The sequence below is a fragment of the Halorubrum coriense DSM 10284 genome, from assembly GCF_000337035.1.
In the GTDB taxonomy this organism is placed as follows: domain Archaea; phylum Halobacteriota; class Halobacteria; order Halobacteriales; family Haloferacaceae; genus Halorubrum; species Halorubrum coriense.
In genome coordinates, this window is the sequence record NZ_AOJL01000026.1 from 172,440 (window position 1) to 197,247 (window position 24,808).

30 protein-coding genes are annotated in these 24,808 nt (G+C 61.2%); 6 read left to right on the forward strand and 24 right to left on the reverse strand.

The window, feature by feature from the left end:
• Positions 1-48 precede the first annotated feature (48 nt).
• From C464_RS05905 to C464_RS05925, 6 genes are read right to left on the reverse strand one after another with little or no spacing between them, the layout of a single operon-like run.
• Positions 49-780 (reverse strand): hypothetical protein, encoded by a 732-nt coding sequence (locus tag C464_RS05905; protein WP_006112717.1) that lies wholly within the window; start codon positions 778-780, stop codon positions 49-51.
• Positions 770-907, reverse strand: coding sequence for a hypothetical protein (locus C464_RS18905; protein ID WP_161781662.1), 138 nt, complete (start codon positions 905-907; stop codon positions 770-772). The genes C464_RS05905 and C464_RS18905 overlap by 11 nt, the downstream gene beginning before the upstream one ends.
• Entirely contained in the window at positions 904-1,125 is a 222-nt protein-coding gene (locus C464_RS05910) for a hypothetical protein (protein ID WP_006112718.1), read from the reverse strand. Before C464_RS05910 ends, C464_RS18905 begins: the two co-directional genes overlap by 4 nt.
• Entirely contained in the window at positions 1,122-1,844 is a 723-nt protein-coding gene (locus tag C464_RS05915) for a hypothetical protein (protein ID WP_006112719.1), read from the reverse strand. The genes C464_RS05910 and C464_RS05915 overlap by 4 nt, the downstream gene beginning before the upstream one ends.
• On the reverse strand, positions 1,844-2,095 hold the full coding sequence (locus C464_RS05920) for a hypothetical protein (RefSeq protein WP_006112720.1): 252 nt from the start codon (positions 2,093-2,095) through the stop codon (positions 1,844-1,846). The genes C464_RS05915 and C464_RS05920 overlap by 1 nt, the downstream gene beginning before the upstream one ends.
• Positions 2,095-2,463 (reverse strand): PadR family transcriptional regulator, encoded by a 369-nt coding sequence (locus C464_RS05925; protein ID WP_006112721.1) that lies wholly within the window; start codon positions 2,461-2,463, stop codon positions 2,095-2,097. The genes C464_RS05920 and C464_RS05925 overlap by 1 nt, the downstream gene beginning before the upstream one ends.
• A gap of 267 nt (positions 2,464-2,730) precedes the next feature.
• Here C464_RS05925 and C464_RS05930 point away from each other — a divergent pair, with 267 nt between their 5' ends.
• The gene (locus C464_RS05930) at positions 2,731-2,979 is read left to right on the forward strand and encodes a winged helix-turn-helix domain-containing protein (RefSeq protein WP_006112722.1); all 249 of its coding nucleotides are present in this window, start codon (positions 2,731-2,733) and stop codon (positions 2,977-2,979) included.
• A gap of 6 nt (positions 2,980-2,985) precedes the next feature.
• Here the strand turns inward: C464_RS05930 and C464_RS05935 are convergent, their stop codons facing one another.
• Genes C464_RS05935 through C464_RS05945 form a run of 4 tightly spaced genes read right to left on the reverse strand, consistent with a single transcriptional unit; the run spans position 2,986 to position 5,624 of the window.
• The gene (locus tag C464_RS05935) at positions 2,986-3,237 is read right to left on the reverse strand and encodes a hypothetical protein (RefSeq protein ID WP_006112723.1); all 252 of its coding nucleotides are present in this window, start codon (positions 3,235-3,237) and stop codon (positions 2,986-2,988) included.
• A gap of 52 nt (positions 3,238-3,289) precedes the next feature.
• Positions 3,290-4,060, reverse strand: a complete 771-nt coding sequence (locus C464_RS05940) for a DUF1828 domain-containing protein (protein WP_006112724.1) — start codon at positions 4,058-4,060, stop codon at positions 3,290-3,292.
• Entirely contained in the window at positions 4,057-4,488 is a 432-nt protein-coding gene (locus C464_RS18445) for a DUF6978 family protein (protein WP_152420898.1), read from the reverse strand. The genes C464_RS05940 and C464_RS18445 overlap by 4 nt, the downstream gene beginning before the upstream one ends.
• A 59-nt stretch (positions 4,489-4,547) precedes the next feature.
• Complete coding sequence (locus C464_RS05945) at positions 4,548-5,624, reverse strand: Cdc6/Cdc18 family protein (RefSeq protein WP_006112725.1); 1,077 nt, start codon at positions 5,622-5,624, stop codon at positions 4,548-4,550.
• A 123-nt stretch (positions 5,625-5,747) separates the two neighbouring features.
• Here C464_RS05945 and C464_RS05950 point away from each other — a divergent pair, with 123 nt between their 5' ends.
• Positions 5,748-6,803, forward strand: coding sequence for a DUF4352 domain-containing protein (locus C464_RS05950; protein WP_049910895.1), 1,056 nt, complete (start codon positions 5,748-5,750; stop codon positions 6,801-6,803).
• Here C464_RS05950 and C464_RS05955 read toward each other — a convergent pair.
• Genes C464_RS05955 through C464_RS05980 form a run of 6 tightly spaced genes read right to left on the reverse strand, consistent with a single transcriptional unit; the run spans position 6,800 to position 9,204 of the window.
• Complete coding sequence (locus tag C464_RS05955; RefSeq protein WP_239640205.1) at positions 6,800-7,081, reverse strand: hypothetical protein; 282 nt, start codon at positions 7,079-7,081, stop codon at positions 6,800-6,802. The two genes, C464_RS05950 and C464_RS05955, sit on opposite strands and share 4 nt — an antisense overlap.
• A gap of 2 nt (positions 7,082-7,083) precedes the next feature.
• The gene (locus C464_RS05960; protein ID WP_006112728.1) at positions 7,084-7,665 is read right to left on the reverse strand and encodes a hypothetical protein; all 582 of its coding nucleotides are present in this window, start codon (positions 7,663-7,665) and stop codon (positions 7,084-7,086) included.
• Positions 7,662-8,030 carry a hypothetical protein gene (locus C464_RS05965; RefSeq protein WP_006112729.1) on the reverse strand — a complete coding sequence of 123 codons (369 nt, stop codon included), beginning with the start codon at positions 8,028-8,030 and terminating at the stop codon, positions 7,662-7,664. Before C464_RS05965 ends, C464_RS05960 begins: the two co-directional genes overlap by 4 nt.
• Complete coding sequence (locus C464_RS05970) at positions 8,023-8,418, reverse strand: hypothetical protein (protein WP_006112730.1); 396 nt, start codon at positions 8,416-8,418, stop codon at positions 8,023-8,025. Before C464_RS05970 ends, C464_RS05965 begins: the two co-directional genes overlap by 8 nt.
• A complete protein-coding gene (locus C464_RS05975; RefSeq protein WP_006112731.1) occupies positions 8,411-8,887 on the reverse strand; it encodes a hypothetical protein in 477 nt (158 codons plus the stop codon). Before C464_RS05975 ends, C464_RS05970 begins: the two co-directional genes overlap by 8 nt.
• Positions 8,887-9,204, reverse strand: coding sequence for a hypothetical protein (locus C464_RS05980; protein ID WP_006112732.1), 318 nt, complete (start codon positions 9,202-9,204; stop codon positions 8,887-8,889). Before C464_RS05980 ends, C464_RS05975 begins: the two co-directional genes overlap by 1 nt.
• 201 nt (positions 9,205-9,405) lie before the next feature.
• Here C464_RS05980 and C464_RS05985 point away from each other — a divergent pair, with 201 nt between their 5' ends.
• Both C464_RS05985 and C464_RS05990 read left to right on the forward strand, forming a co-directional pair.
• Positions 9,406-9,615, forward strand: a complete 210-nt coding sequence (locus tag C464_RS05985) for a hypothetical protein (protein WP_006112733.1) — start codon at positions 9,406-9,408, stop codon at positions 9,613-9,615.
• On the forward strand, positions 9,608-9,868 hold the full coding sequence (locus C464_RS05990; protein WP_006112734.1) for a hypothetical protein: 261 nt from the start codon (positions 9,608-9,610) through the stop codon (positions 9,866-9,868). Before C464_RS05985 ends, C464_RS05990 begins: the two co-directional genes overlap by 8 nt.
• Positions 9,869-9,926: 58 nt before the next feature.
• Here the strand turns inward: C464_RS05990 and C464_RS05995 are convergent, their stop codons facing one another.
• Positions 9,927-10,409 (reverse strand): aminoacyl-tRNA deacylase, encoded by a 483-nt coding sequence (locus C464_RS05995; RefSeq protein ID WP_049910896.1) that lies wholly within the window; start codon positions 10,407-10,409, stop codon positions 9,927-9,929.
• 334 nt (positions 10,410-10,743) lie between these two features.
• Here C464_RS05995 and C464_RS06000 point away from each other — a divergent pair, with 334 nt between their 5' ends.
• Positions 10,744-12,384: a hypothetical protein gene (locus C464_RS06000; RefSeq protein WP_006112736.1), complete on the forward strand. Its 1,641-nt coding sequence runs from the start codon at positions 10,744-10,746 to the stop codon at positions 12,382-12,384.
• Positions 12,385-12,387: 3 nt separating this feature from the next.
• Entirely contained in the window at positions 12,388-12,882 is a 495-nt protein-coding gene (locus C464_RS06005) for a metal-dependent hydrolase (protein WP_006112737.1), read from the forward strand.
• A gap of 8 nt (positions 12,883-12,890) precedes the next feature.
• Here C464_RS06005 and C464_RS06010 read toward each other — a convergent pair whose 3' ends face one another.
• The 7 genes from C464_RS06010 to C464_RS06040 form a co-directional block, all read right to left on the reverse strand.
• Positions 12,891-13,721, reverse strand: a complete 831-nt coding sequence (locus tag C464_RS06010) for an ion transporter (protein ID WP_049910897.1) — start codon at positions 13,719-13,721, stop codon at positions 12,891-12,893.
• Positions 13,722-13,926: 205 nt separating this feature from the next.
• On the reverse strand, positions 13,927-14,133 hold the full coding sequence (locus C464_RS18910) for a hypothetical protein (RefSeq protein WP_049910898.1): 207 nt from the start codon (positions 14,131-14,133) through the stop codon (positions 13,927-13,929).
• A gap of 103 nt (positions 14,134-14,236) precedes the next feature.
• Positions 14,237-14,902, reverse strand: coding sequence for a hypothetical protein (locus C464_RS06020; protein ID WP_049910899.1), 666 nt, complete (start codon positions 14,900-14,902; stop codon positions 14,237-14,239).
• 151 nt (positions 14,903-15,053) lie between these two features.
• Positions 15,054-17,822 (reverse strand): fibronectin type III domain-containing protein, encoded by a 2,769-nt coding sequence (locus C464_RS06025; RefSeq protein ID WP_006112741.1) that lies wholly within the window; start codon positions 17,820-17,822, stop codon positions 15,054-15,056.
• A complete protein-coding gene (locus C464_RS19850; RefSeq protein WP_006112742.1) occupies positions 17,822-21,379 on the reverse strand; it encodes a LamG-like jellyroll fold domain-containing protein in 3,558 nt (1,185 codons plus the stop codon). The genes C464_RS06025 and C464_RS19850 overlap by 1 nt, the downstream gene beginning before the upstream one ends.
• Positions 21,379-22,575 (reverse strand): hypothetical protein, encoded by a 1,197-nt coding sequence (locus tag C464_RS06035; protein ID WP_006112743.1) that lies wholly within the window; start codon positions 22,573-22,575, stop codon positions 21,379-21,381. The genes C464_RS19850 and C464_RS06035 overlap by 1 nt, the downstream gene beginning before the upstream one ends.
• Positions 22,575-24,806, reverse strand: a complete 2,232-nt coding sequence (locus C464_RS06040) for a phage tail tape measure protein (RefSeq protein WP_006112744.1) — start codon at positions 24,804-24,806, stop codon at positions 22,575-22,577. The genes C464_RS06035 and C464_RS06040 overlap by 1 nt, the downstream gene beginning before the upstream one ends.
• Positions 24,807-24,808: the final 2 nt, after the last annotated feature.

The following is a 24,808-nucleotide window of genomic DNA, read 5'->3' on the forward strand; positions in this document are numbered from 1 at the left end:
TTGCGGTACCGACGATGAACCAGTATGCGGTCCACGCGAGAGGGTCGGTCATGGACTCACCTCGCTCGGGTCTCGCCCCTCGACGACGACCTCGTAGATCGCCCGAAGCGTCTCCTTGTTCCAGTCGTCGCGAGCGCCCGGCGCGTCGATGTCGAGGGCGCGCTCGAGAACGTCGGTCGTCGCGGCCTGTGTGAGCTCGTCTATCCACTCTCGCCGGTCGGCCTCCTCGGCCTCCTGGACGGCCGTCGGCTCGTGGCCAACGCGCTCGCAGACCGCCGCGAGGACATCGCGCATCCAGTCGACCGTCGTGATCGCCGTTTCCCAGCGCGCGCCGCCGCGCTCGACCATCTCGTAGCGGTCGCCGCCGGCGTCAGTCGCGGCCGAGATCTCGCGAACGAGGCTCGGCTTTTGAAGCTTCTGCGACCGACGCTGGGTGGCCTCGCCAGCGCGACGCTTGAACACCCACTTCACCGGCGAGGTATCGCGCCACTTCGAGACCTCGACATCAGTCAGGAAGTCCTCTGGCGTATCGCCGCGTAGGTGTGCGCCGAGCGTCTTCCCGATCTCTTGGGTGCGGACGTCGTCAGCGGTAGCCGCGATCGAGCCGGACGACACGATCCGCTCGTCGACGACGTGCTCGGACACGTACGTTTTGATGGCCGCGATGGCCGACTCAGAGCCCTGATACGCCGTGCCCTCGTAGTCGTTCTTCTGACCGACTCCCTGCTTTTCGAGCAGCTCTTCGACGGTCGTGGACTCCGACTCCGCGCTACTCGACATCGTCCACCTCCTCGAGGACGTACGTCGTGTCGTCATCGTGGGCGAGGATCGCGGTGTCGTTGCGCTCTAGGAGCTCGGCCGTCTCGCGCTCGACGCGGTCGACGACGCGGAACTGCGTCGCGGTCACAGGCCATCACTCTCCTGCGGGCCGCCGAGCGCCATCACCAGCTGGGCAAGCTCGTCGTTGGTGAACTGCTGTTGGGCCTCCGCGTCGGGATCGTGTTCCATCCCAGCGAGAGAGTCGATCTCTTGCCGGAGGTCGGCGGCCGTGTTCGCCTCGGCGAGGACAAAGGCTCGCGCCTCGAACGGCCAGTCCTCGTACTTGTCAGGGACGTCGAGGTTCATGCTTCACTCTCCGTGCTGTCACGGACATCCCCGAGCGTGCCTTGGTACTCCTCAGGCAGGCTCGCGAACGGCAGGATCTCCGAGTTGATGAACGCCGCGTACGTCCCTGGCCGGTCGCCACCGTCGAACAGCGCGACGTAGCCGCTCTCGGAGACGACGCCACGCGTGTAGCCCTCGTTCCAGTTGTACTCGAAGCCAAGCATCACCGTGTCGCGACTTCCACCCGTGTCAGCGAGGTGGGCCGCGTCGTGGTACGCGATCACCGACTCCTCGGCATCGTCATCGGCGTCGAAGCTCCGCGTCTGCGTGACGTTCCAGGCGTCGGCGGTCGGGTAGTCGCTCAGGTACTCCGCGAAGCCGTCGACGTCGATCTGGGCGCGGTGGATGCGAGTGCCCTTCGCCAGCCCGACCGTATCGAACAACCAGTCGCCGTCCGAGCGGTTGACACCGAGCCAACCCTCTGACAGGTCCGCGATCCACTCGCAGTAGGTGTGCTCCGTCGCCTCCTCGGTCTCGGTGATGATCGAGTCATCGGAGACGTAGATCGTCTCGCTCTCGACGTCGATCCGACCGGCGGCGTCGCCGGCGTACACCGTGGTCCCGTCGAGGCGCTCGTACGCGGTCGCGTCGATCGCGGGGTACGTCGCGTTCTCGACGTGGCTTTCGATCTGCGGGTCAGCGATGTCGTCTTGGGCGAGCCCGAGGATGGTCGCGCGCATCAAGCCACCTCCCACTCGTCTTCTTCAACTTCGGCTTCGAGCAGCTCGTCGATGTCCGCGAACTCGCCGATCTCATTCTCCAGCGATCCGGCGAGTACGCGCAGTGCCTCCTCGGGTGTCTCCCCAGCGCACGGGTGATCAAGCCCGGGCGCATCGACCTTCCACTCCGTCTCGACATCACTCTCGAAGTCTTCACCGCGCGTCTCGTACGACTCCAGTGTCAGCTCGACCGTGCGGTCATCTCCCGGCATCAGTATTCCCCCCGCTCCCACGCCTGCCGCTCGGCGAGCAGCTGCGTGGCCTCATCGCTCAGCGTGTAGTCGTTCGTCCGCTTGTCGCGCATGGTCTTCACGACGAGACCGGCCTCAACGAGGTCGTCGAGGTTCGGGTACAGTCGCCCGTGGTTGACCTCGTCGCCGTACAGCGCCTCTAGCTGGCGCTTGATCCGCAGGCCGTACGCCTCGTGGTCGGCCTCATGGAATAGCGTCCAGAGGATGTCGCGCTTGAACGCGGTCAGGTCTGCGAACGCGCGCAGCTGCTCGCGAGTCTCGTGATCAGCGTCGATACGTGCCGCGTCGTTGGGCCCATCTTGAATAGGCCCCGAGTTTGACTTACTCATGGGTCTCTCGAATGCCCTCGTCACGAGGGCGCCATCTCGGGACCCAGCCCGTCGGCGTGCCAGCGCCGGCGGGGTTTCTGCTCCCGCGAAGGCCAGGTCAACTAACCTTTCACACCCTCTCTACTAATAATTTGCTGTGCTGAATACAGGCTGTGGAGTACTCTTGTGAGTGTATTTATATTGGTGTGTAGCGTATAGCGTAACACCGGTATCACTATGAGTTCCACAGTCGAAGCCAGCGTCGTGCCACGAGGACGCGCGGAGTGGATGCGCCCTGTCGATGAGGCTATTCTGGAGCATCTGCGCTCGGAGGGGAACCTGACGCCTGACGCGCTCGAAAAGTTGGACGTCACCGTCTCGAACTACGCGAGCAACCGCCTCACGAAGCTCCGCAAATACGGGCTCGTCGAGCGGGTTGTCCCGGGTGTCCGAGGCCTTTACCGCATCACTGACGCTGGCGAGGCGTTCCTCGACGAGGAGCTCGACGCCGCCGAGCTCGATCCGGTCAATTCCTGATACCATTTACACCACCCGCAGGCCGGGCGCGGCCTTCTTCAACGCGGGGCCGAGCCAGCGCGGAGCCGACCGCCCGGGCGTTCTCTTCACCTGTCCATACTCGTCGAACGTGAGCGTCCACTCGTCGGTGCCGTGAGCGACCTCAACGGTCGTCTCGTCGTCGTGCTCGTTGATCGTGACGTCGACGGCAGCGTCGACGTCGAAGCCCAGTTCAGTCAGGTCAACTGTCTTCTGTGTCCGGTGTGCCTGCGGGGGCATACCGCAGCCGACGGGTGGATGAACGGTAAAAGGGGGCCGTACTTCCGGGGTCCTACGCTGTGATGGCTGCGCTCAGCATGTTGTCCCTTTGAGACCACGGGACTAACGAGTCGCTGTAGTTCCTCAATATCTTCTCAGAGTCATAGCCGAACTCACCCGATTCATCATCAATTACGGAGATGCGATTGACTTTATTTCCGTAGTGGCCCTGGATCTCAGTCCATTTATACATCGTTCTTTGGGCCATTGTCTTAGCTGTGGAAGCGTCTTCAGCGTGGAGGGCCTGAATGTATGTTGGGCTTTCCTGACCCCTTACCCCGAAGTCAACACGGTGCTTTTCAGACGCGCCTTCGACTTCAGGATTGGTATCGTACCGGAATCCCAGTTCAGTGATGTACGTTCCAACATCAGCTCTGAAATCAGTCTGGGTGTACTGTCTTCTGGTGAAGGTGAGATGAGAGATTGACTGAACAGCCTGGCCCACCTCAAGAATTCTCTGGCCAAGCTCATCTGCGGAGGCAGTTGTCTTGACCTCTTGCTTCGCTTGGTCAAGGCTGTAGCGCTCTTGGATAGTGTTGACACGGTTAGCTCGACGCTCTTGATCCAGGTTGATGTTTGAGAGGTACAGAAGTCCGTAGGTTTCGCCCTCATCAGTAATCGTGTACTGATCGCCGTTTTGAACAACCCACAGACGAATTGCGTCTCCATCCGATCGCTCAAGTGGGAGTGTAACACGGCAATCCTCACTGTCGGCTTCGATTGACATCCCTGTATCAAAGGCGTCAGTTAGCCGCGGTCGGATAAGTTCGCTACAGTTTGTCATGCTTCAAGCCTGTCTTGACGTTGGTAGTCGCCTCTCAGCTCTATATTACATTCATTAAGAAAGTCCTGAAAGGCCTTATCAACATCGTCCGTTGCTACGTCATCAACTGGATATGCGCAGTTGTCCTCATACTGCGGATGCCACTTGTGCTTGTGAGAGCCGTCGATCACTTCTCCATCTGGATTCCGATGTCGAGAATCATCCCAGCGTCGGACAACTTTGGAGCTTTTGTATAGCAGGCAGAAGCCATATGACCGCCTTTTCCAAGCTTTCAGAGAGAGTATTGCTTCTGAGTCAAAACAATATACCGTGGCCTCACCGATCAAGTTTGGTCCATCAGTCTCCCATATCCAGTCTTCTTCGATGATCTTCTTCATGTCGTAGAGTTCCTCGATTTCAGCTTGTGAGACCATGTAACCAGATATCACGATGATTTAACCCCCGGTTAATTATATTTTCGCACTCAATTATTCAAATCGAAAAACAATCACTTAGTCATACATTTTAATTGGATTTGTTGTTCATCTATCCCTGTAAGAGGTGCTATAAGCTCACTATCTGTAGGTGCGTACAACCAACGGTGATCCAAGCGTTCACGCTCGACAAGGTCGTATGCCCGAAGTTTGTTGAGTTTGTTCCGCCGTGAGCGACGGCTAATCGGTGTGTACTCTCGGTTCGCGTAGACACCTTCTTTGATCTCCTCGTACTGCGCGTGTAGCTTCCGACCAGTCACTTGACTGCCCTCTCGGATCAACTCGTACAGCACGCGGTGATGAAACGGAAGCGACTGGAGATTCGCTTCACGGATGCTGGCACGAGCGCGCTCGTAGGCATCGTCGACGTCGGTATCATGAATCGATGTGTGTTCGCACTCATTGGCAATCTCGGCAGCCGCCCGGAGCGTCTGAATCCCTTCCCGGGCCACACCGGCGACGTCGTCGGCGATCGTCTCCAACTGCTTGCGTGAGACGGCGCCGTCGACGAGCCCAACACGAGCCCGGTCAGCAAGGATGTCCGCGAGCTCGTCGACGCCGAATCGACGTAGCTCGATGCGCCCACTGTGGAGGTACTGCCGAGTGTCAGCCTCTGCGCGGGCCAGCCAGTCATCTGGCTCGTGGCAGATCACGACGACCTCGACGCCGGGCACGGCAATCAGCTGCCCGACAGCTCCAGTGCCAGCAATGTCGTCGGCCTCGTCAAGGAGCACGAGGAGATCGTCTCCGACGAGCGTCTCTCGAAGCTTCCTGGGAAGCGTATCGTTCGGCGCGTTGTCGACGACGGACCCACCGGCGCCTCGTATCGCTTCCCGGAACAGCTCGCCAGTGGTCGTTCCGAGAGCCTGAATCCACGTCCAGTGCGTTCCGAACTCATGACTGAACTCCTCAAGAACGGTCCGGCCGAGAGCCGTCTTCCCGACACCACTCGGGCCGGCTAGCAGGGCACCCTGGTCGTGGTCGGTACGAGCGCGGTGGAGGAGGCGGATCAGCTCTTGGACCTGCGCTTCGCGGTGCCGAAGGTCTGGAGGAGGCGTCTCGTCGTCGAAGACCTCTGGACGACGTATCATGTTGATGACGGCTGACGCGAGCAGGGGTAATAAAGCGGAGCCTCGCTTCCGGGGTGGAACTAAAAGTAAATCAGAGCCACAATTGGCAGAGGTTTTACAACATCATCACACCACTGGGCTGTCATGAGACGTCGAAAGGTGCTCGCGTTCACAGCAGGTGGTATTGCCCTCCCACTCGCCGGGTGTTCAGGGGACAGCGATAGCGGACCAGAGCCCACGGACAGCGACAGTAGCGATGGATCGGACGGCGGTGATGGTAGTGACGGAAGCGACGAGTCCACAGACGAAAATGGGTCTGACGAGAGCGACGATTCTGACTCTGGGCCTGAGCAAGTCCAGGCTGCTGTCGGCGATCTCGTTGAGGGCGACCAGCTCCACCTCGTCGTTGAGGGGATTGAGCGGACTACAAGCCTCGGTCAGTTCTCCCAGCCGGACGCTGGCAACGAGTTTGTCGTCGTGTCGCTCGCGCTCAAAAACGTGAGCGACGACTACGTGTCGGTAAGCAACCTGCTCCAGACACGGCTTCGAGACGCTGAGGATTTCCAGTACGACCAGACGTTCGCCGGTGGCGGCGGGAATACGTTCAACGCCGGCCAGTTCGCACCTGGCGAGGTTGAGCGCGGGACGATCACCTTTGAGGTACCAGAGGATGCGTCCGGGCTCCAGTTGGTGTTCGACCTGGACGCCTCGATCATCGGCGGCATCGACCGGGCACGGATCAACCTCGGAGAGCAGGCAGACTCCGTTGCCGAGCTCGAGCAAGACCTCGGTATCGATGTGTACGGGACTGGCGAGGAGATTGGGTATCAAGATGTCGCCGTCACCGTCAACGGAACACGAACCGAGTCATCCCTCGGCCAATACTCGCAGCCGGATGAGGGGAACGAGTTCGTTATCGTCGACATCAGCATCACCAACAATACCGGCGAAGAGCGAAGCTTCTCGACGATCCTCCAAATGATGCTCAAAGACGGCGAGGGGTACACGTATCAAGAGAGTTTGACAGCAACGTCTAGCCTCGATCGATCCTTCGACGAGGGGACGCCACTGAGCGACGGTGAGACACGACGTGGCGAACTTGCGTACGAACTCGCGGAGGGAACCGCACCGCTCTACTGGGTGTTTGAGTTCTCGGTGTTTGCGGGCGGCGATAAAACGTTCTGGGAGGTTCGAGGTTAGCAGTCGTCCAGCGTGTCGAACGCGTCGCCGGGATCGGCCGGCGACCGCCGAGAGGCGTCGCGCTGCGGACACGTCGGCTTGTGGACGAGTTCGTCGATGCTCGTCTGGTGGCCTCCAGGACCGTCGACGATCACCTGTGCGCCACAGTAGCGACACCGCATGAATTTGGTCTCAGTGATGGCGAACCCGTCGACGCTCGGCGGCGACCCACTCTCGACGAGTTCCCACTCAGTGTCGGGGTCGATTACCCTGCGGAAGGCGCTCATCTGGTCAGCCATCGTCACGGGCCCTCCATGAGCGAGACGGCGGCGCGGTGCTCGCCCTCAACGACGAGTTCGTCTAGCTCCTCGCCACCACAGGGCACCCACGTCCGGCCGTCCCAGCGGTCGACGTGACGCTCGGCTTGGTGCGGCTTCCCCGGCGTACGTTCGTAGCGGACGCGCCGGCGCTCGCCCGACTCGGCCTGGTACGCGATCGTCGGGAGGTTGCTATCGTCACCCTCATTTGAATCCTGGGGCGTACCGTAGAACGCGGTATCAAGGCACGCGATTTCATCTCCGCGCTCAACCTGCTCGCCGGCACGGTAGTCACGCAGGTCGGGCGCCCATCCGAGTTCCTGACACCACTGCGCGACTGCCCACCGAGCGACCTCGGTCTCGTCGCCGTCCCAGTTGCCATCGTACCGCTTCCCCTCGATGAGCAGCATCACGAGGTAGTCGATCGGGTTGTCGGCGGTCAGCTGCTCGCCGTCGACGACGAGCCGAATCGAACTCCGCTCGGCACTCGACGCCGGGATCTCGTCATTTTCCTCGGCCTGTCGGATCTGCTCGTTAACTGCGTTCGCGTGTTCGTTGTCAGTCACTGGTCGAACACCTCCGTCCGGCCGTCGGCCGTTGCGATACGCGGGCTCGCGGCGAGGTGCTGGCCCAGCTGGTCGTCGATCGCCGAGCGGTCGACCCAGCCCGGGATCGGTCGCTCGCCGCGCGCCAGCGCTACGCGGAGCCGGTGCTTACAGCCCTCGTCGGGTGCCCGGTGGAGCGCGTCCGGACAGTCGCAGGTGTCGGCGATCGCGTCGACGCGGTAGGTACCCGTCGGCGTGACGACGAGGAACTCCTCGTCGCGGAGGTCGTGGTCGAGCGAGTCGTCGATGACGGTCATCGACTCGGTGAGGGCCTTGGCTGCGCGCGTGCTGAACTCCCCGGTCGGCGCGTCGGCGGCGCTAGACATCGCCAACCTCCATGTCGCCCCACGCCTGCTCCACGGGGAGATACATCAGCCGCGCGCTCGGGAAGTCGTAGGTCTTCCCGGGCTTGTGCGCGTTCTGGGGGTTGCCGTCGATGTACACGCACTCGTAGACGGCGTTTTCGACGTCGATTCCGGGCAGGTACGGGTGCGTCTTGTACGTCGCGAGGTCGTATCCCTCGGCCTCGTAGTGCGCCTCGAGGCTGTCGTACGTACACTTGCGAACGAACACGGCCTGCCGCGTGACGATGTCGATCGCGACGCCGCCCTCGACAGGCTCGGTCTGGACATCGTCGAGCGCGTTCGCGACGCGCTGCTCGTACGGGAGCTCGGCGTCGTCGAAGTCCGAGTCGATGGCGCCCTGCTCAGACATTCTTGATCACCCCCTGACGCGTGAACAGCTCATCGACGTCCGGGAGCGTGTTGCCGTAGTCGACACCGGCGCGCTCGGCCGGGTTCGTGTTCCGAGCGAGCCACTGGCGGGCCTCCCACACGGCTTCACGGAGGTCGTCCTCGTCGTGGATGTCGGCCCACTCGCCGGCATCCTTCGCGACAAGCTCACACAGCTCGGCGAGTCGCTCGTACGACCGCTTCTCGATGGCGAACTTCACGTGGCCTGTCGCCTTGTCGAGGTTGCTGGCGGCGTCGTCGTATCCGTTCTCATCGTCGCGATGCGTACACGCCGCGTCGACGGTGCCGTACGCCGCGGCCATCTGTTGCAGCTGCTCGTCCTCACGGAACCGGTCGTGGATGACGTCGCCGAGCAGCGTGTCGAACGCATCGGCGAACTTTGACTCGAGGCGCGAGATCTCCTTCTCGGCGGTCCGGTTGAGGTCGCGCATCAGAACGCACCTCCGAACACGTCGCGAGCGGTCATCTGCGTACGCTCCGCCCAGCCGACCTCACCGCCGATGAACTCGTGGACGTACACGTCGACGGCGTTGCCCATCGCGACGTGCTCGCGAGTGGCGACCCACTCGGCGAGGTCCGACCGGCGTTCGCGAGCGCCGGTCTCAGTGTCGATACGGTGGACGACCGCAGCGTCGCGGTCGAAGTGGTGGACGTAGCCCTCGGCGTCGACGCCAAGCGACGTGTGCTGCGGGGCGAGGCGTGGTTGCGAGTCGGTACGGCTTTTGCCGCGTAGGTTATTAGCTGACATGCTGTCGTTAGTGGACAGCGCGGTCGTCGGCGTCCCACCGCCGGCGGCCAGACTTTCTGACCGCGTCCCGCGCTTCCTACTTGTTAGTATATTTGCTAACTACTTATAGATTAGCATTTGCGCTAACTATTAGTATATGCGCTAAGTAACGCCCTGTAGAGGTTAGCAAATACTACAATGGACACGCACGGAACACGCGGTATGGCGAAGACTCGCGCGCTCCTCACGGAAACGGAGCGCGAGCAGATTGCGGGTGAGCATGGCGACTCTCGAAGGTATCAGGCAACCTCCAGAGTCCGCGGCCGGATCCAGGAAGAGCTCGAAAGGGACGTGGAGGTCCTTGAGGAGCATCACCCGGACCTGCTTGAGGAGCTCCGCGGAGTCGTGTGCGAGGAAACCGATGATGAGTGACGGGAAGACCGAGACGTTCGAGGGGTACCTCGTCCTTGACTGGCGGTCGGGTGAACAGCGTCAGCGAAAGACAGAGCCCGATGATCTGGCGCCCCACCAGATCGCGATTCCGTACTCGATTGACGTCGAGGTTCCCGACGTGACTGTGCCGACCATCGAAGCCGCGATCGAAGTCCCCGAGGCTAAGGTCGAGCAGTCGGTCATCGAGGAGACGCGCGATCTCGCAGACGAATACGAAACGGGCGACGCGTAGCCCTCACCCGTTTGCCTTCTGTGAATGTAACAGCGCAGTTGACATCCTAGAGGTTCTTTTACTCCGGAGGATCGCCGATCGATGCCCTCTCTGTGTCGAACTCCTCTAAAATCCGCTCAAATTCAGATATCTCGACCTCAACACCCGCGTCCGGACGGCCACTGCTAAAATTGATCTTGTTGTTCTGGAATATTTCGGTGTCTACGTAAATCGGACAGTCGTTATCAGGGAAGAACGGTGGTATTGCTCCGATAGTATATCCGAGATCTTCTTCTATGACTTCCTCGTCAGCGAATTTTAGGCTGCTGATATTTGCTGTCTCCCTGAGGGCACCAAGGTCGACTTTTCTCTCAGCTGGAACAATCGCAACAACCACCTCCCGCTGGTCGTCCAAAAATACCATCGATTTTATCATTTCAACGAGAGGGACGTTACGCAATTCAGCTGCCTTCTCAGATGTTAAGGCGTCGCTATTGTGTTCTAACAAGCTGTATTCGATTTCACGATCATGAAGATACTCCGTGATTTCTGTTTGTGTCATAACACCCTGCTGTGTATACCGGATGGTAGAAATAAGTTAATTAAACCGTGCGACTGCCGCCAGGTGACGACTCGGGGACGGAGGTGATCGCACGAGCCCCATCACGAGCCAGACAAGGTGCTCGGCGTCGCGAAGGACGTGCCGAGCAGGTCGTGAAGGGTGCGTTCCGCGAGCTCGTGAAGGAGGGACCACGGCGACCAAGGCGGCAACGACGAGTACGACGCAAGGGAGCTGAAGGGGAGCTCAGGACGCGTTAACTGAATGAGTTATATTGTCTGTTGTGGTGTGTAGTATAACTCATATTGAAGTATTGTTAGCATAATCACCTCAACATATGGAACTCGCAGATCTCATCGACCAAAATTGGCACAGCTACGAACGGAATCGGTTCCTCAAGGCTGATACAAAGCTCAGCATCGCCGATTTTGACCCGGAAGAATTCAAACACGATGGTTTCGATGACCGAGACGCGTATCTAGAGACGCACGCCCCTGCCCTTGCTGTCGAAGAGCGCGTACAAGAGGAGCTGAATAACTTCACCCCGCCGCGTGTCAGTGAGATCAATGATTCGCCGTATCAGGCACTTACGATTAGGTACGGTATCCTCCGGCAGTTGATTCAACAGCCAGACTACAGCATGGAGAAGGACGATCTCTTGGACGCGGTACAGGCTTGGCAACATGATCTGATTTCGTCCTTCGAGGAGGGCTCATTCTCCGAATCCGACGATCTTCTTCATCTTGCGAAGGCAGCCGTCGATTACAAAAATCAGGTCGATGACTCTGAGCTTCACATGGTGTACAGCTACTTCGACCTACACAATCGCTCTTGTGAACACAAACGCGATTACTACACGTGGCTCGACTTCTTTTACCGACTGTCTGCGATCGGCCGTTTCCCCAAGGTTTCACGATCTGAGAGCCCTGAACACGCATTGAAAACCATCGAGAAAGGCCTCTGGTCGCTCCAAGAGCAAGCGCTGGTATATGAGGTAACACCCGAAGACGGAGGGGAACTCGTCGGAATTCCCGAAGATTACATCGACGTGATTCAGGACTGGCTCCACTACGAGATGTCAGATGCCAACTTCCAGCGGATGCTGGACACGCTCGACGTCTTCGATCGCCAGAGCATCCTTATCGAGGCCCGTGACACATTTGATGTTACGGGGAAGAACTACGGGAAGAACCAAAATCGGCGTGAAAATATTGTTGAGGCAGGGGTTTATCCCAGTGAGCTTCTGAGGGAGGTCGTTCCGAAAGATGTACTGAAGTCCATCGTTGGAGAGTATGGGTTAGACGCCCACAGGCGGAAGACTGAGGAGATGATATCCGCGGTTATCGAATACTTCGAGCGCTCACAGAGGTCGGTAGACGAGGGTGAACCCGCTGCTGAATTGTTCCTCACTACGTATGATGAAATCGCAGACGGATCCGTGACGGAGATTCCACCACAACTTCAGGACCTTGTCGATGCTGACAATCCCTCTGAAAAGATGGATATCCTGTTTGAGGACGCAACGGTGGAGATATTCCAAAATGTGTTCAATCTTGAGGGGACAAACCAACTCGGTCAGCATTCAAGCGGCGTGGTGGCCGACGGAGAGATCACTCAGGGCGGTGACTGGTTGTTGTGGGATAACAAACGTCGACGGCAGAAGTTCCGTCTTGGCAGCAGCACCCGAAGCAAGATTAAAAACTATATTGACACCAAAAGCCAGCAGCACGATGTCGAGTACTTCCTGATTATAGCACCCGGGTTTACTGAGAGCGCAGCTGAGAATGCGCTACAGCTGGAGATGGAGATTGGGACGGACATAAGACTCGTCCATGCGACCGAACTCCAGAAGCTAGCAACAGTCTGGAAAGAAGAATATGCGAGAGAAGAACGTGAACTCCCGCTGTCAGTGTTTCGCGGCTCTGAGACATTTGATGTTGAAACCGCAAAGAAGCTTCTGGAGACACAGTTCTCATAGCACATGCATCAGAAAGGTCACATCGGTGCGTCGCTCCTCGTATACGCGCCGTTTGGGTTCGTTCTTGCCGCCCTCGCTTCGATGGAGTTAGCTTTCATCGGCGCCGCAGCCGTTGGGTCAATGGCGATGGTCCCTGACCTCGACATGCGAATTCCGCTGATAAAACACCGTGGGATTACTCACACCGTCTGGTTTGCGCTCGTAGTCGGCGCCGCGTTCGGTCTGGTCGGGGCTGTCCTCGGGGTTCAGGAGAGTATCGTCGGCGGTGTGCTGTTCGGATTTCTCGCGTTCGGCTTCGGCACACTAACGATCGTGTCGCACCTGCTCGCCGACGCGCTCACGCCGATGGGTATCAAGCCGTTTTCTCCCGTCCGAGACACGAAGTACACGCTTGATCTGTTCAAAGCCGCGAACCCGATCGCGAACTACGCGCTGCTCGGGCTCGGTGGTGCTGTCGTCGCGGTCGCGGTCGTCGCCGGCGGCGCAGTCCCGCTGTAAACGGAGGTTCACTCGACATCGTCGAGGCCTTCAACCGTCACGGGTTCACCACAGTGCGGGCACTGCTTCCGTTCGTCAAGCTCGTTCTCGGCAGCCTCCATGAACCCAGCCGCGAGGATGGACGCCGGGAGCGCGAACATCCCGATCCCGAGGATCGCCGTGATTGCACCGATGAACTGCCCGGGCATCGTGACGGGGTACATGTCGCCGTATCCGACGGTCGTGAGTGCGGCGACGCCCCACCACATGGTCGCTGGTATCGACGAGAACTCCTCCGGCTGGGCCCCGCTCTCGATGAAGTACATCACCGAGCTCGCGACGACGAGCAGCAACCCGTTCGCGAACACCGCGATGACGAGCTTCTCTTTCCGGTCTTCAAGAACCCAGCCGAAGGTCCGCATCGCAGTTGAGTAGCGAGCGAGCTTCAGCAGTCGGAACAACCGGATGAGCCGCAGCGCTCGGAGGAATCGGAGGTCGAACCCGATACCGGTGATGGCGATGTAGAAGGGCGCGATCGCGAGCAGGTCGACAATCAGCAGAGGGCGACTCGCGAACCGGAGCCGGCCGACGATCGCGCCGGAGTACTTGTCCGCTTCGACGGCCGACCACACACGGGCCGCGTACTCAATTGTGAACACGGCGACTGAGAAGATCTCAAAGGCGCGGAAGAGGCGAGCGTATGGCTCGTAGATGGTGTCGACCGTCGTGGCGATCACCGCCGTGACATTAGCGATGATCAGCAACATGATAAACCAGTCGACAACATACCCGATTCGACCGCCGTCTCGGGGGGAAAACAGTCGGTGAGTTCGCTCGCGGATCGATCGAGGCCCAGCCATATGCTGAGCCAACAGCCGCTGCTACATGAAATTATATTGTCTTGTCGATGAGGCAGACGGCTAGCTCACTGATCTCGAAGCGGTCGTCGCAAATAAATAGCGCAGCGAGGTGCCGAACACACTTGTCGGCATTCACTACTTGTGTGGCCTCGCGTCCAGCGCCGACGTCGAGGCGCAGAAGATCGCCGACTGGTAGTATCGCTGACTACAACGGTCTCATAATCTCTGCCGGCTCTTTGTGCTCGTTGGTCCAGGCGATGACTGCCTCACAATGGCGGCAGCGGAGTTCTTTGCCGCTCGGAATGAGGTGCTTGTGCTGTGCCGTGAACATCTCACCGCATGCCGGGCAGTCGTACTCGTCCCCTCGCTCAACCTCTTCCAAAACGTGATCGCCTATTGTGCCATGTGGCATACCCCTAGATAGACCTGATATATGAATCAACGCTGCGGGTCGCAAACGGACACGGGACGGTATAAGTGGAAAAAATGAGTCTACTCGCGCGCCCCGGCTAACTCTACCCCCGCTCGCTCGCCTCGAAGCGGTCGTCGCTCGCGAACAGCGACGCGATCTCCGCGACGCCGCGGTCAGCGTCCCACCCGTCGCCGCGGTAGTGGCGGACGGGCTGGCGCCACGCCGACCGCTCGTAGTGCGCCCAGAGGCGCGTGCCGCCGTCCGGCGCCGGCGTCAGACGGACGTGGTACTGCCAGACTGCGAGGAACCCCTGCGGTCGATACGCGTAGCTGCCGACCTCCCAGACGCGACGCCCGTCTGCGACGTCGAACTGGATCGACGCGAGGGTGTTTGGCCACACGCGCTCCATCGAGCGGAGCTCCTCGCGGACGGCCTTGGGTGGTGCGTCCACGACGCCGACGTACTCCTCCGGCTGGAGCGGCAGCCCTGTCTTTTCCGGGAGGGCGTCGACGGCAGCCGACACATCGATAGAGGTGTGTCCGTCGACCCGCTCCACGACGTCATCGTACTCGCCGTCGGCAAGGCGGTCAAGGGCGGGCAGCACGAGGCGCCGCGCCCGCCACAGATCGGGCCATCGCCCGAGGTGTCGGCGGGCGGCGACGAACAGCGCGAGCGTGACGAGCGGGACGATGATCGGTCCCCAGAGGTCAGCGGTCGCTAGTGGTTCGGTAGTGATGCGTCTCAGGGTGTTGTAAACTGACTGTATCATTGTTACTGATTGTCGAGGCGCATGAAGATCAAAAGGTATTCAATATTTGACTGACAGAACGGAGGTAGGGACCATTGGTCCCTGCTGGAGACGGGTCGCTCCCTCCCCCATCCTCTGACCTGCCCGTCTCCTGCTCCTGCTGCGTCGTGGGTCAGACGTTGCGTGAGACGGCACTAATCCCAGACCGGATTTCGCCGAAGACATCGCGCGCGGCTTTGCGACTCCCGAGTGTCAGCGACACCTTCCGGGCGTTGCTGTTGATATTCCGCAGTTCCATCGGGCCTTCAAACGGCAGTTGCTCGGTAGGGATCGACGCGACAAGCGACTGGTCGGGATCGGCCTTACGAACAGTCACATCAGCCTCTTCAAGCGGCGCAGCCACCTCGCGGACGACCGCGAGCGCCACCTGTTGGCACTCACGGTTGCTCGTTGCATCAGGGACTGACTCGCGCAGCGTATCGGGATCGTCGACGGCGGGCTGAGTGTACCGCCCCTCGAAGCGCGCCTCGTAGTCGATGGCGTACTCCGTATCGGGTGACATCGATCCGCCTTCGAGAATCTCGATGGTTCCATCTGAGTTGTCGAGCAGGTAGTCGATGTTGTGCTCGTATTGCGTCGAGCGGTCACCGACATCGTAGACGGTCTCGGACCCCGTGTCGACCGGCGACTCCTCGAGGCCTACATTAAGTCCGGGCTCGTTCGTGACAAACGTCTCACCCTCTACGTCGTAGCTTTTCCCCTCTGCGATCACGCGCTGGTACGAACCTTCGATGGTTCGCGCACCCTCGAACGAGACCAGATCGGGCTCGATATCGGCGACGCGCTGGCCGGGCTGCGTCCATTCGATACGGTACTCCGCATCGGCGCCCGGCGCCGCACGCCGGAGCTCCCAGATGAAGTCGCCGGCGTCGGCGATCCGATTCAAGACCTCTTCAGCCGTCCCGCGATGAACGAAGTCGAGCAGGACAGGCGTGTTGACGAGGTCACCAAACAGGTCGACGAAGTCCAGCCGCTGCGGCTCGTCGCCGAACTGTCCGGACTGCGACCCTGAGTCCTCGCGACCCAAGCGAACACGCGCTTGGAGAATCTGGCCCGGCGAGGCGAACGACGTCTCGAAGCTCGTCGCGTTCGTGGCTGTCTGCCACGAGGCAGTCGTGTCATTCCGCAGCGCGAGCTGCTCCGGACCGGTGTCGCTGTCCACCTCGACATCGATGCGTCCGGCAACGACTTGCTCGACGGACCCCACGGGCGAAAACACGACCTCGGATGACGCCGGGCGCTGCTGCCAGCCCGTGACGACGCCGTTGACTGGCGTTGTATCGTCCAGGTCGTAGCTGAAGCGAGCATCGCGGACGTGAACAAAGTCGAGATAGACATCGGCACCGGACGACAACAGCTGCCCTACCTCGACCGCGTACGTCCCAGGCGTGAGGTCACCGACCCCGTCGTTGAGTGTCACGTCAAAGGTTGCGAGCTCGAACTGGCCACCGGTCTGGTTGAGGCCGCCCTCACCGAACGACTCGACGAGCGTTTCCGTGCCGTCGGGCTGGGTAAGTGTAAACTCCAGTCCCGGTCCCGGATCCGACGGGACTCCGTACACGATCCGCACTCGTGCCTCGCCCTCGGGAATAGTGTAGTTGAGGTCGAACTCGAACTCGCGGCCGTCGCCGGAACTAAGATACACGGACTGCCCGCCGGACCACTCGCCGCCCTGCGTCGTGTTGACCGACCCGCTGCCGTCACCGGTCTCCGCCTCGAAGAACCACCCTGTCTTGTAGGCAAACACCTCGTTGTCCTGTACCGTCAGCGGACTCGTATCTGGGAAGGGATCGCCACTGCCTTCGGCGCCGTCGGCAAAGTCGCCGGAGTCGCTCGCCTGGAAGAGTCGGACGTCTTCGCGGGCGCTCGTCTGCGGGTCGTCGACGTTCGCGACCCAACCGAGTTCGTTCTCGATTACTTGCTCGGCGGCGACGTGTGCCTCCTCTTCTGGGAACTCGATCCCGTCGATGTCATCGTTGAGTGTCATGCCACCCTTGGCGACGAGCACGTCGCGCGTCTCGTCGCGCTCGACCGTCCGCAACTCCTCGATTGGCAGCCGCGTGCCGTCCTTCCAGACGCGAGTCGTTGACCCTTCGACGTCGGCGTCCTCCCACGTCGACGAGCGCGGGACTGGGATGCGGACCTGCGGCTTCGCTTTGAGTCGCGGGTTCCACTCTGCCCCCTCAACCACTGTCGGCGAGAGTGGCTCATCGGCGTCGGGGTGGTCGATCTCAACGTACCACCCTCGCGGTGGGACATGCCGGTCGCGAATGCCGTCAAGCGCGGGTGTTACCGCTGTGTCGGTATTGCTATCGGCCTCGGCGTGTTCGGTGAACGGTCGGATTCGATAGCGGTATTCGCGGCCGGGCTGTGCCGTATCATCGATGGCCGATTCGGTGTTAGGGCCGGCATCAAAAACGGCACGTTGCCGGCCCCACGAGCCGTCTGGGAGGGACCGCTCTCGAACGATGAGTTGACCTGCCTCGTTGTCGGCATTATCCGTCCACGCGAGATCGACTGTCGTCTCGTCGATGACTGTCACCGAGAGCGCCGTCGCGCCGGGGAACTGCGTCGTGATCGCGGCTGGAGTGGTCCACGACCCGGTGACGTGTTCAGTCTCCGTCCGAGCGCGGATCTCATACTGCTCGCCGTCCTCGCGGCCAACAAACTCCATCGAGAGTGTGTCGAACGAGCCCACGAACTCACCGAAGCCGGCGGCAGTGGAATCCCACGAGGTCGCCACAGTCTCCCGGATCTGGATGCGGACCGAGCCGTAGTTTGAGACAGCACTCTCGCGGTCGACAGCGACCTCGTCCTCGACGCCGTTGCCGAGCACGGGCTGGTTCTCGTCGGGGAGATCGGTCGTGAATGTGGCGGGCATTATTCGTCGAACACCTCCGTGTCATCAGTGAAGATACTCGCGCGGGTGACGTACGCCTCGCCGTTCTTGAGGTCGGAGAGGGTCTTTTTGACTCGCGAGAGCGGCGGCGCCCATTCCGGGCTGTTGGCGAAGTCTCCATCCCACCCGTTAGGCGATTTGTCTTCCAGAGATGTGTTACTCGGGCCGCCGTCGTAGTCGTACTTTATCAGCAGCCCGGCGGTAGGCGGGGATGCCCCTAACACGTCTAACGCTTCTGCGTCGGACAGTTTTCTGTCGTAGATCCTCACCGTGTCGATTTTGCCCTGAAGCCTCCTTTCGCCGTCGCTCCAAGAGCCTGTCTCAACCGTGCCGATTTGCTCAATATCGTCTAAGTGGTTCTCAGTGTACGTTTTGATCTTCTCTCCGTCGTGGTAGAAGTCGCCGGTGTCGGTCCCGTAGTCGTATGTCCAAACCACCTCGTGAACATCCCCTGACACGAAGTCGCTCGAGGGGAGCGCGCTCTCAGACGGCCCGTTTGTGTGGCTCCATGCGCGGTAACTGCCGCCGCTCGACAGATCCTCTATTTGGAGGAGGTGCTGCCCCGCGCCGACGAGCGATTGCTTAGAGTTAGCCGTCCCGTCTAAAGCAAACCTGACGGCAATGGAGAAACCACCCCGCGCGTTGGATATGTTAGTGTCCGCTTTAGTGTACCCGTTCGTATAGTTGAGCGAGTACTGCGGCGGGAGGTCGCCCCCGTTTTGCGTGTAGGTCGAGATGCCGTCCCACCACATTTCGAGCGCGCCGTCACCCCACCCGCCAACAACGTGGTAGTTCCACAACTCCACCGTCTCCACGTCGACGCCCTGTTTGAGCGGTATGTCCGACTCCGAGTAGGTGGCCTCGTCTGGCCCGTAGCTCTCGAAGTCGACGCTGAACGTCCCAGCCGACCAGTCGAACACGACGAGGAAACGGACCCAGTGGCTGTATCCGCCTTCACCGGTTGCGGGTTCTCGCTGTCCGTTCGCGTCGTCAATGACCCACGCAGGATTATCAGTAGCCACGCCGAGTTCGTAGTCACCGTTGCTGTTTTTGAGCCGGACGCCGCCTCCGTAGCTGTTCTCCGTTTCACGCCAATAGAACTCGAACGCTCTGATCTGTTCGCCGCCGTCGTGATATACACGGCTGGCTCGGGGTTGGCTGTCGGAATCACCGCTCGGCCTCTGAGCGTACGCGCTCCAGTCACCGAAGTACGACTCGTCGTCGACGCGCTGGAAGCCCTTCTGTTCGGTCCACGCGTCGAAGTCGCCCTGCGCCTCGAAGCTGGAAACCGGTCCCGAATACGCGCGGTACCCCGCCTTGTTGTTGGCGTTGTCCTCGAACAGCACGTCCGCGCTGTCAGCGGTCACGCCCGACACGGTGAGTGCTGTCGGCGCCGGGAGGTTCGTCGTCGCCTCGCCCGCGGCCCGCTCGCTGTCGATCTCTACGCCCGGCGAGCCGCGCCGATGCTGGATGATTGAGTCGTTGACTTCCACCCGATACCGCTCACCGTCGAGGAGATTCGTGAACGTGTAGGTCTCCATGCCGCTGTCGCGGTTTACCCCGGTGAGCGAGTCACCAGTTGGCCCGAACCACGTTTCGGTGTCTCGCACGTCCGCCTTCGCCGCGACCGACGCGCTCAACGACCACGTCGCCGTAATCTCGCGTCCTGTAGAGGCGTCGAGCGACAGGTTAGATGGGGTGGCGGGTGTCGTATATTCGTGGAGCACGTCGGAGACGACGAATCGGTCGACAGCGTGCTGATCTCCGCCTCCGAGGCCGCCGACGCCGAGGACCCTGACGCGGCTGTCCGCCGACAGCCACGAGTCGGGGATGATCTCGTGGACCTCGACCCAGCCCTGCTCGTTGTACGAATGGTCCAACCGTTCTACAGTATTCCACGAAGACCCGTCGTACCACTGGATCTCGGTGTACTCAGACGCGTTGTCCATCGAGCCGGTGGCGAGCGCGCACCGTACGAGTACGCTCGTCTCCCCGGTCAGGTCGCCGAGGCTCTTTTCGACGAAACCCTCCGCGTCGAAGGTCGCAAAATAGGAACCGCTGTCGGGTCCGTTGATTCCCGTGTCTGCGGCGTTAGGGTGCGACGCGTCCCCCGTCGCAACGACCCCGGTTGTACTATCCCACGCCGACAGGTCGCCGCTCTCGAAGTCGTCTGCGAAGTAGACGTTCCCCTCGTTGCCGTAATCAGCGTACACGAAGCCCGAGTCGAGCCCCGAGGAGACGTGTTCGTGGCGTAGACGGAATTGGTATCGAGCATCCCGCTCGAACCACGCTGCGTCGCCAACGGACACGGTCAGAGACCGCTGAGCACCCTTCGAGACCGCGCCGGTGCTAATCGCATCGGTGTACTGCCATGAGCCGTAGCCTGACCCGCTGTCCTTCCTGTAGAAAACGGCAGTCTTGTCTGCGACGTCGCTATTATCTGTGTATTCGATGACAAGGGTGTCGCCGTCCGGGCGGTTGATACTCGGGTCGTGCGGCGAGAGGGGTCGCGTGCGAACCGGATCAGTGTACGTCCAGTCGGACGGCCCGGCGTCGTTGACGGCCCGAACTCGAAACTCAAACTTCGAGTCGATCCCAATCTGCTCGCCGTAGCCACTGTCCGAGCTCGGACCGTAGCTGTACGTCCCAGCAGTGGACGTCGACGACGGACCGCCGGCGGGCGTCTGCCACGATCCTTCATCGCGCCGCATCTCTACCTCGAAGTTATCGGGGTCGCCCGCCGACGCGTCCTCGGATATGCTCACGTCGATCTGGTCGTCGGCGACGTACGCGGCCGACGCGCCCGGCGCGACCGGCGCCACCTCGTAGGTGATGGTGACGAGCCCACCCTGCGAGTAGGAGCGGGAGGAGGTGCCGCGCTCGTTCGCAGTGACGGTATCGAGACCGTCATCGTAGTTCGAGCCGCCCCCGCCGCCGTCCGATTCGTTTGTCCCTGTGCTGGTGACGTTCGAGCTCCCCGCGCCGCCGCCGTACCAGCCGGCGCCGCCGCCGCCGGCGCCTATGTCGTTAGATTCACCGGGGTGGTCGCCGCCGGAACCGAATTCGCCGTCGTTACCGGCTGAACTGTCTGTCCCGCCCGCGCCGCCTGATGACTGCGTGCCGCCCTCCCCGGCGTCGCTTCCGTACTGGCCGTCTTCGCCAGTATCTGCGCCGCCGTCGCCGCCGAGAAAGTCGTCGTACGGGTAGAACTCATCAAGTTCTCCGTATATGCCGCCTCCGCCGCCGCCTGCCGCGACGGCGATACGGTCACTGAGCGCGGTGCCGCCCCTGCGAATGTCGATAGAGTCGCCGCCGTTCTGCCCGTCGCTCGCGCCGCCCGGGCTGCTGCGTATATACAGCGTTTCGCCGGGCGAGACAGATAGATCTCCCGCTACGCGCCCGCCGTCTCCGGACTCGAAGATCTGTTGATTAGAGTTGTTTATTACCTGGCCCTTTGTGCCCTCGAGCTCGACTGTAATGGTATCGACACCGATCGGCACAACGAAGTCCTCACCAGGAGTGAACGTCTCAGTGACCATCAGCGGCGCACCTCCTCACGCGCGACAAGGCCCTGTTCGACGCCCGGGTCGATCACCGTCGTCGCCGCAATCGGGTCGAGCAGCGCCTCCAAGTCCGCAGGCATCTCGCCGTCACTCGTCTCCGTGATGAACAGCGCGTCGCGGCCGCGGTCAAGTTGGACGTCGGCCGCGTAGATGTCACCCGCCTGGTCGCCGGCGACCGCCTCGAACTCGATCCGCACGGCAACGCGTGACTGTCCAATCCTCACGAGGTCAACGTCCAGCGGAGTCCAGTCCGTCGCGATGTCGCCGTCAGCGTACGAGGGCAGGCCGACCACGCTCCACGAGTCACTGGTGGCGTCGTACGTCTCGGCCTGGAGACTGGCTGTCGAGTCTGTAATGTCGGGCTCGTCGATGGTGACTCGTAAGAGGCCATTCTCGATGACGACAGCACCGTCGAAGTCGTGGCTGGTAGCGAACACGCATCCCCAAGACATGATGTCGTCGGCGTCACGAATCGAGTCGTTCCCGTACGTGTCCCACACGCCGGGGTCGACGTCGCCCTGGAGCTCGTAGGCGAGGTCGTAGAGGTAGGTCGGTTCGTCGATTGTCTCGGCTGTCGCGTCGAACAGGTCGACAGCGCCATGTTCTGCCTCGACCGTCGCGACGGGCGTGGGTCGATCTCGCTGCGTCGGCTGTGAGGTCGAGTCGACGATACGGACGCGCCGGGCGTCGGCCGGGATGCCAACGAGGCCAGTGAGGTCGTTGCCGAACGGACTGCCGGGGGTGGGCTGGTTTGGAGCTGTCTCAACAGAAATCTCGTGTTTCTTCCGCGTTCCAGCCCGCTCCAACGTGAGCGTCAGGGACTCAGTGGCGTCAATTACAGCTAGATCAGATCCAGCCGGGTCGGCCATGATCGGGTTGCGACTCGTCGAGCTCGCAATGTAATAGCCGTCGAACCCGGCGTGGGTACACTCTCCGAACGGGAGAGCGTCGATAGCTGGGTTGTTCCCGAGCTGTTCAAGCGCGTTCGCGTACCAGGTGGCACGCCGATCGCTGTCAAACCGGACGTCAATATCAAACGAACGGGAGCTGACTCCGTTGGATTTGACGAACGTGCCTGCGTTCAGAACGGATGTGGTCGCTGTCTCGTGCCCACCAGACCGGGGAGCGATCTCGGTCCTTCTATCCGGAAGGTCGATTGTGTAGAGGTTCATTAGCGGCTTTGCTTGCCAGCGTCGGCAATCTTGGTGTCCACGATATCCTCGATGAACTGTTCGAAGCCGCGCTGGTCAGTGTCAAGTCGCGCGTCGAGTCGTAACCCGTCGAGCACCTCTCGAAGTGCCGTTTTGAACTCTTCGGGCGTCATCCCGGCGCTGCCGACGCTGGGGCTCGGTGAGCCACTCGCGCCATCGACGAGGTCAGCCGACGGCGTCGACCAGCCACCGCCTCCGGCAAAGCGCTGCATAAGTATCTTGAACTCACGCTCGGAGACGCCGAGTGAATCCGCGGTCGCACCCCCGTTAGAAGCAACGGCGTCAAACAGTTCTTTGTTTATTTCTGTTGGTACGTCTTCGATCTTATCCGGGTCAGAGACGTACCCGTCGACTCCCTCTTTGAGTGCCGACCGAATTTCGGGCGTCATCTCGCCTTTGATCGGTCCACTCGAACCGGGTGTGACGGACGGAGTCGCGTTCGCTTCGAACTCTTCTTTCCAGTTCGAGCCGGCTTCTGCGCCTGATTTGCCAACCTTCTCTGGTTCCGGGATGACATCTTCGGCTTCTGGGGCGATGTCGTTCTCCCCGATGCCCGGAATGTTGGCGATCTGATCGCGGAGCCACGATATTTTGTCGCCGATGAACCCGAAGACAGAGTCCACGACGCTCTGTACACCGAACAGGTCTTCTCTCCAAGCGAGATACAGCTGGCCGACCGGCCCGAGCAACGCGAGCATCCAGCTCGGGGCGCTCGTAAACCAGCGTTTTACCTGCTGGAACGCCGCCTGAGTGGTGTCCTTGATGCCGAGAACGTTGTTGTTCCACGCGTACCACAGCCCGGCGGCGGCGCCGACAAGTGCGCCGATGGCTGCGATGATCGCCCAGATCGGGACGGTAACCGGCCCGAGTGCGACCTGTGTCGCGATGCCGGCGGTCGAGACCGCGCCGAGTGATGGGACGAGCGACGTGAGGCTGACGCCGGCGAGGGTGGCGTACGCGCTGGACAGCGCAGACGCCGACGTCACAAGCGTTCCGAGCGCCCAGATGACCGGTCCAAGCGCGACCCCAAGGGCGCCGGCCGCGATGACCGCCTTCTGCTGTCGCTGGGACAGCCCACTGAACCGGTTCGCGAGCGTCCCGATGTAACCAGCAAGCGTCGAGACCATCGGCATCAGATCGGCGCCGATCGTGACCGCGGCGTCGTTCAGTTGCGACTTCGTCTTCTGGAGTTCGACGTTGAGCGTGTCCCGCTGGGTGCCAGCCATCGATTTCGTGGCGCCCTCGGCGTTCTCGATCTGCTTGGTGAACTCTTCAAGCGAGCCACCTCCCTGTTCCATCAGGGCCGCCATCGCCGGGGCCGCTTCCATCCCGAAGATCTTCGCCGCTTCACCCGCTTCGACGCCCGCCTCTTCCATGTTCTGGAGCAGCTGGGACATCGACACGATTTCGCCCTGTGCGTTCCGTGTCGTGACCCCCATCTGTTCGAGTTGTTTGGAGGCGGTACTCGTCTCGTCGGAGAGCTGGGACATCACGTTCCGGAGCGCTGTCCCAGCACGCTCGCCTTGGACGCCAGCGTTGGAGATCGCGCCGATCGCGGCGGCAGTCTCGTCGAGGTCCATCCCGAGAGAGGCAGCGACCGGGCCGACCTGGCTCATCGCCGTCGACATCTGCTGCATCGTCGTGTTCGAGCTAGCGACGGTCTTCGCGAGCGTGTCTGTGATCTCCCCCGTCTCGGAGGCTTCGCGCCCGTACGCCTTCATCGTCGTCGTCAGCACCGACGTTGCCTGTTCGAGGCTCATCTGTCCCGCAGTCGCGAAGTCCGCTGCCTCAGGGAGCGCCTCCATCGATTCGGCGGCGTCAAGTCCGGCAGAGGAGAGGAAGTACAGCGCCCTCGCGCTCTGTTCGTGAGAGTGCTCGGTGGCGGTCGCGACCTCACGGGCTGTCTGCCGGAGGTCCTCCTCCATCGTGTCGGAGACGTCACCCATCACCGACATGCTCTCCGCCATCGCCTTGTCGAACGAGGCGGCCTGACGGACAGCCACCCCGCCCATCGCCGCGAGCGGGGCAGAGATACCCATCGTCATCGTCCGCCCAGCGGACTGCATCTTCTCGCCAGTGGCCTGAGCCCGATCCGAGAGCGAGCCGAGCTGCTGGTCGGCGTCGCTGACGGCTTTCTCAACGCCCGAGGCGTCGGCGGTGATAATGCCGCGGAGGGTATCAGCGACGGCCACGC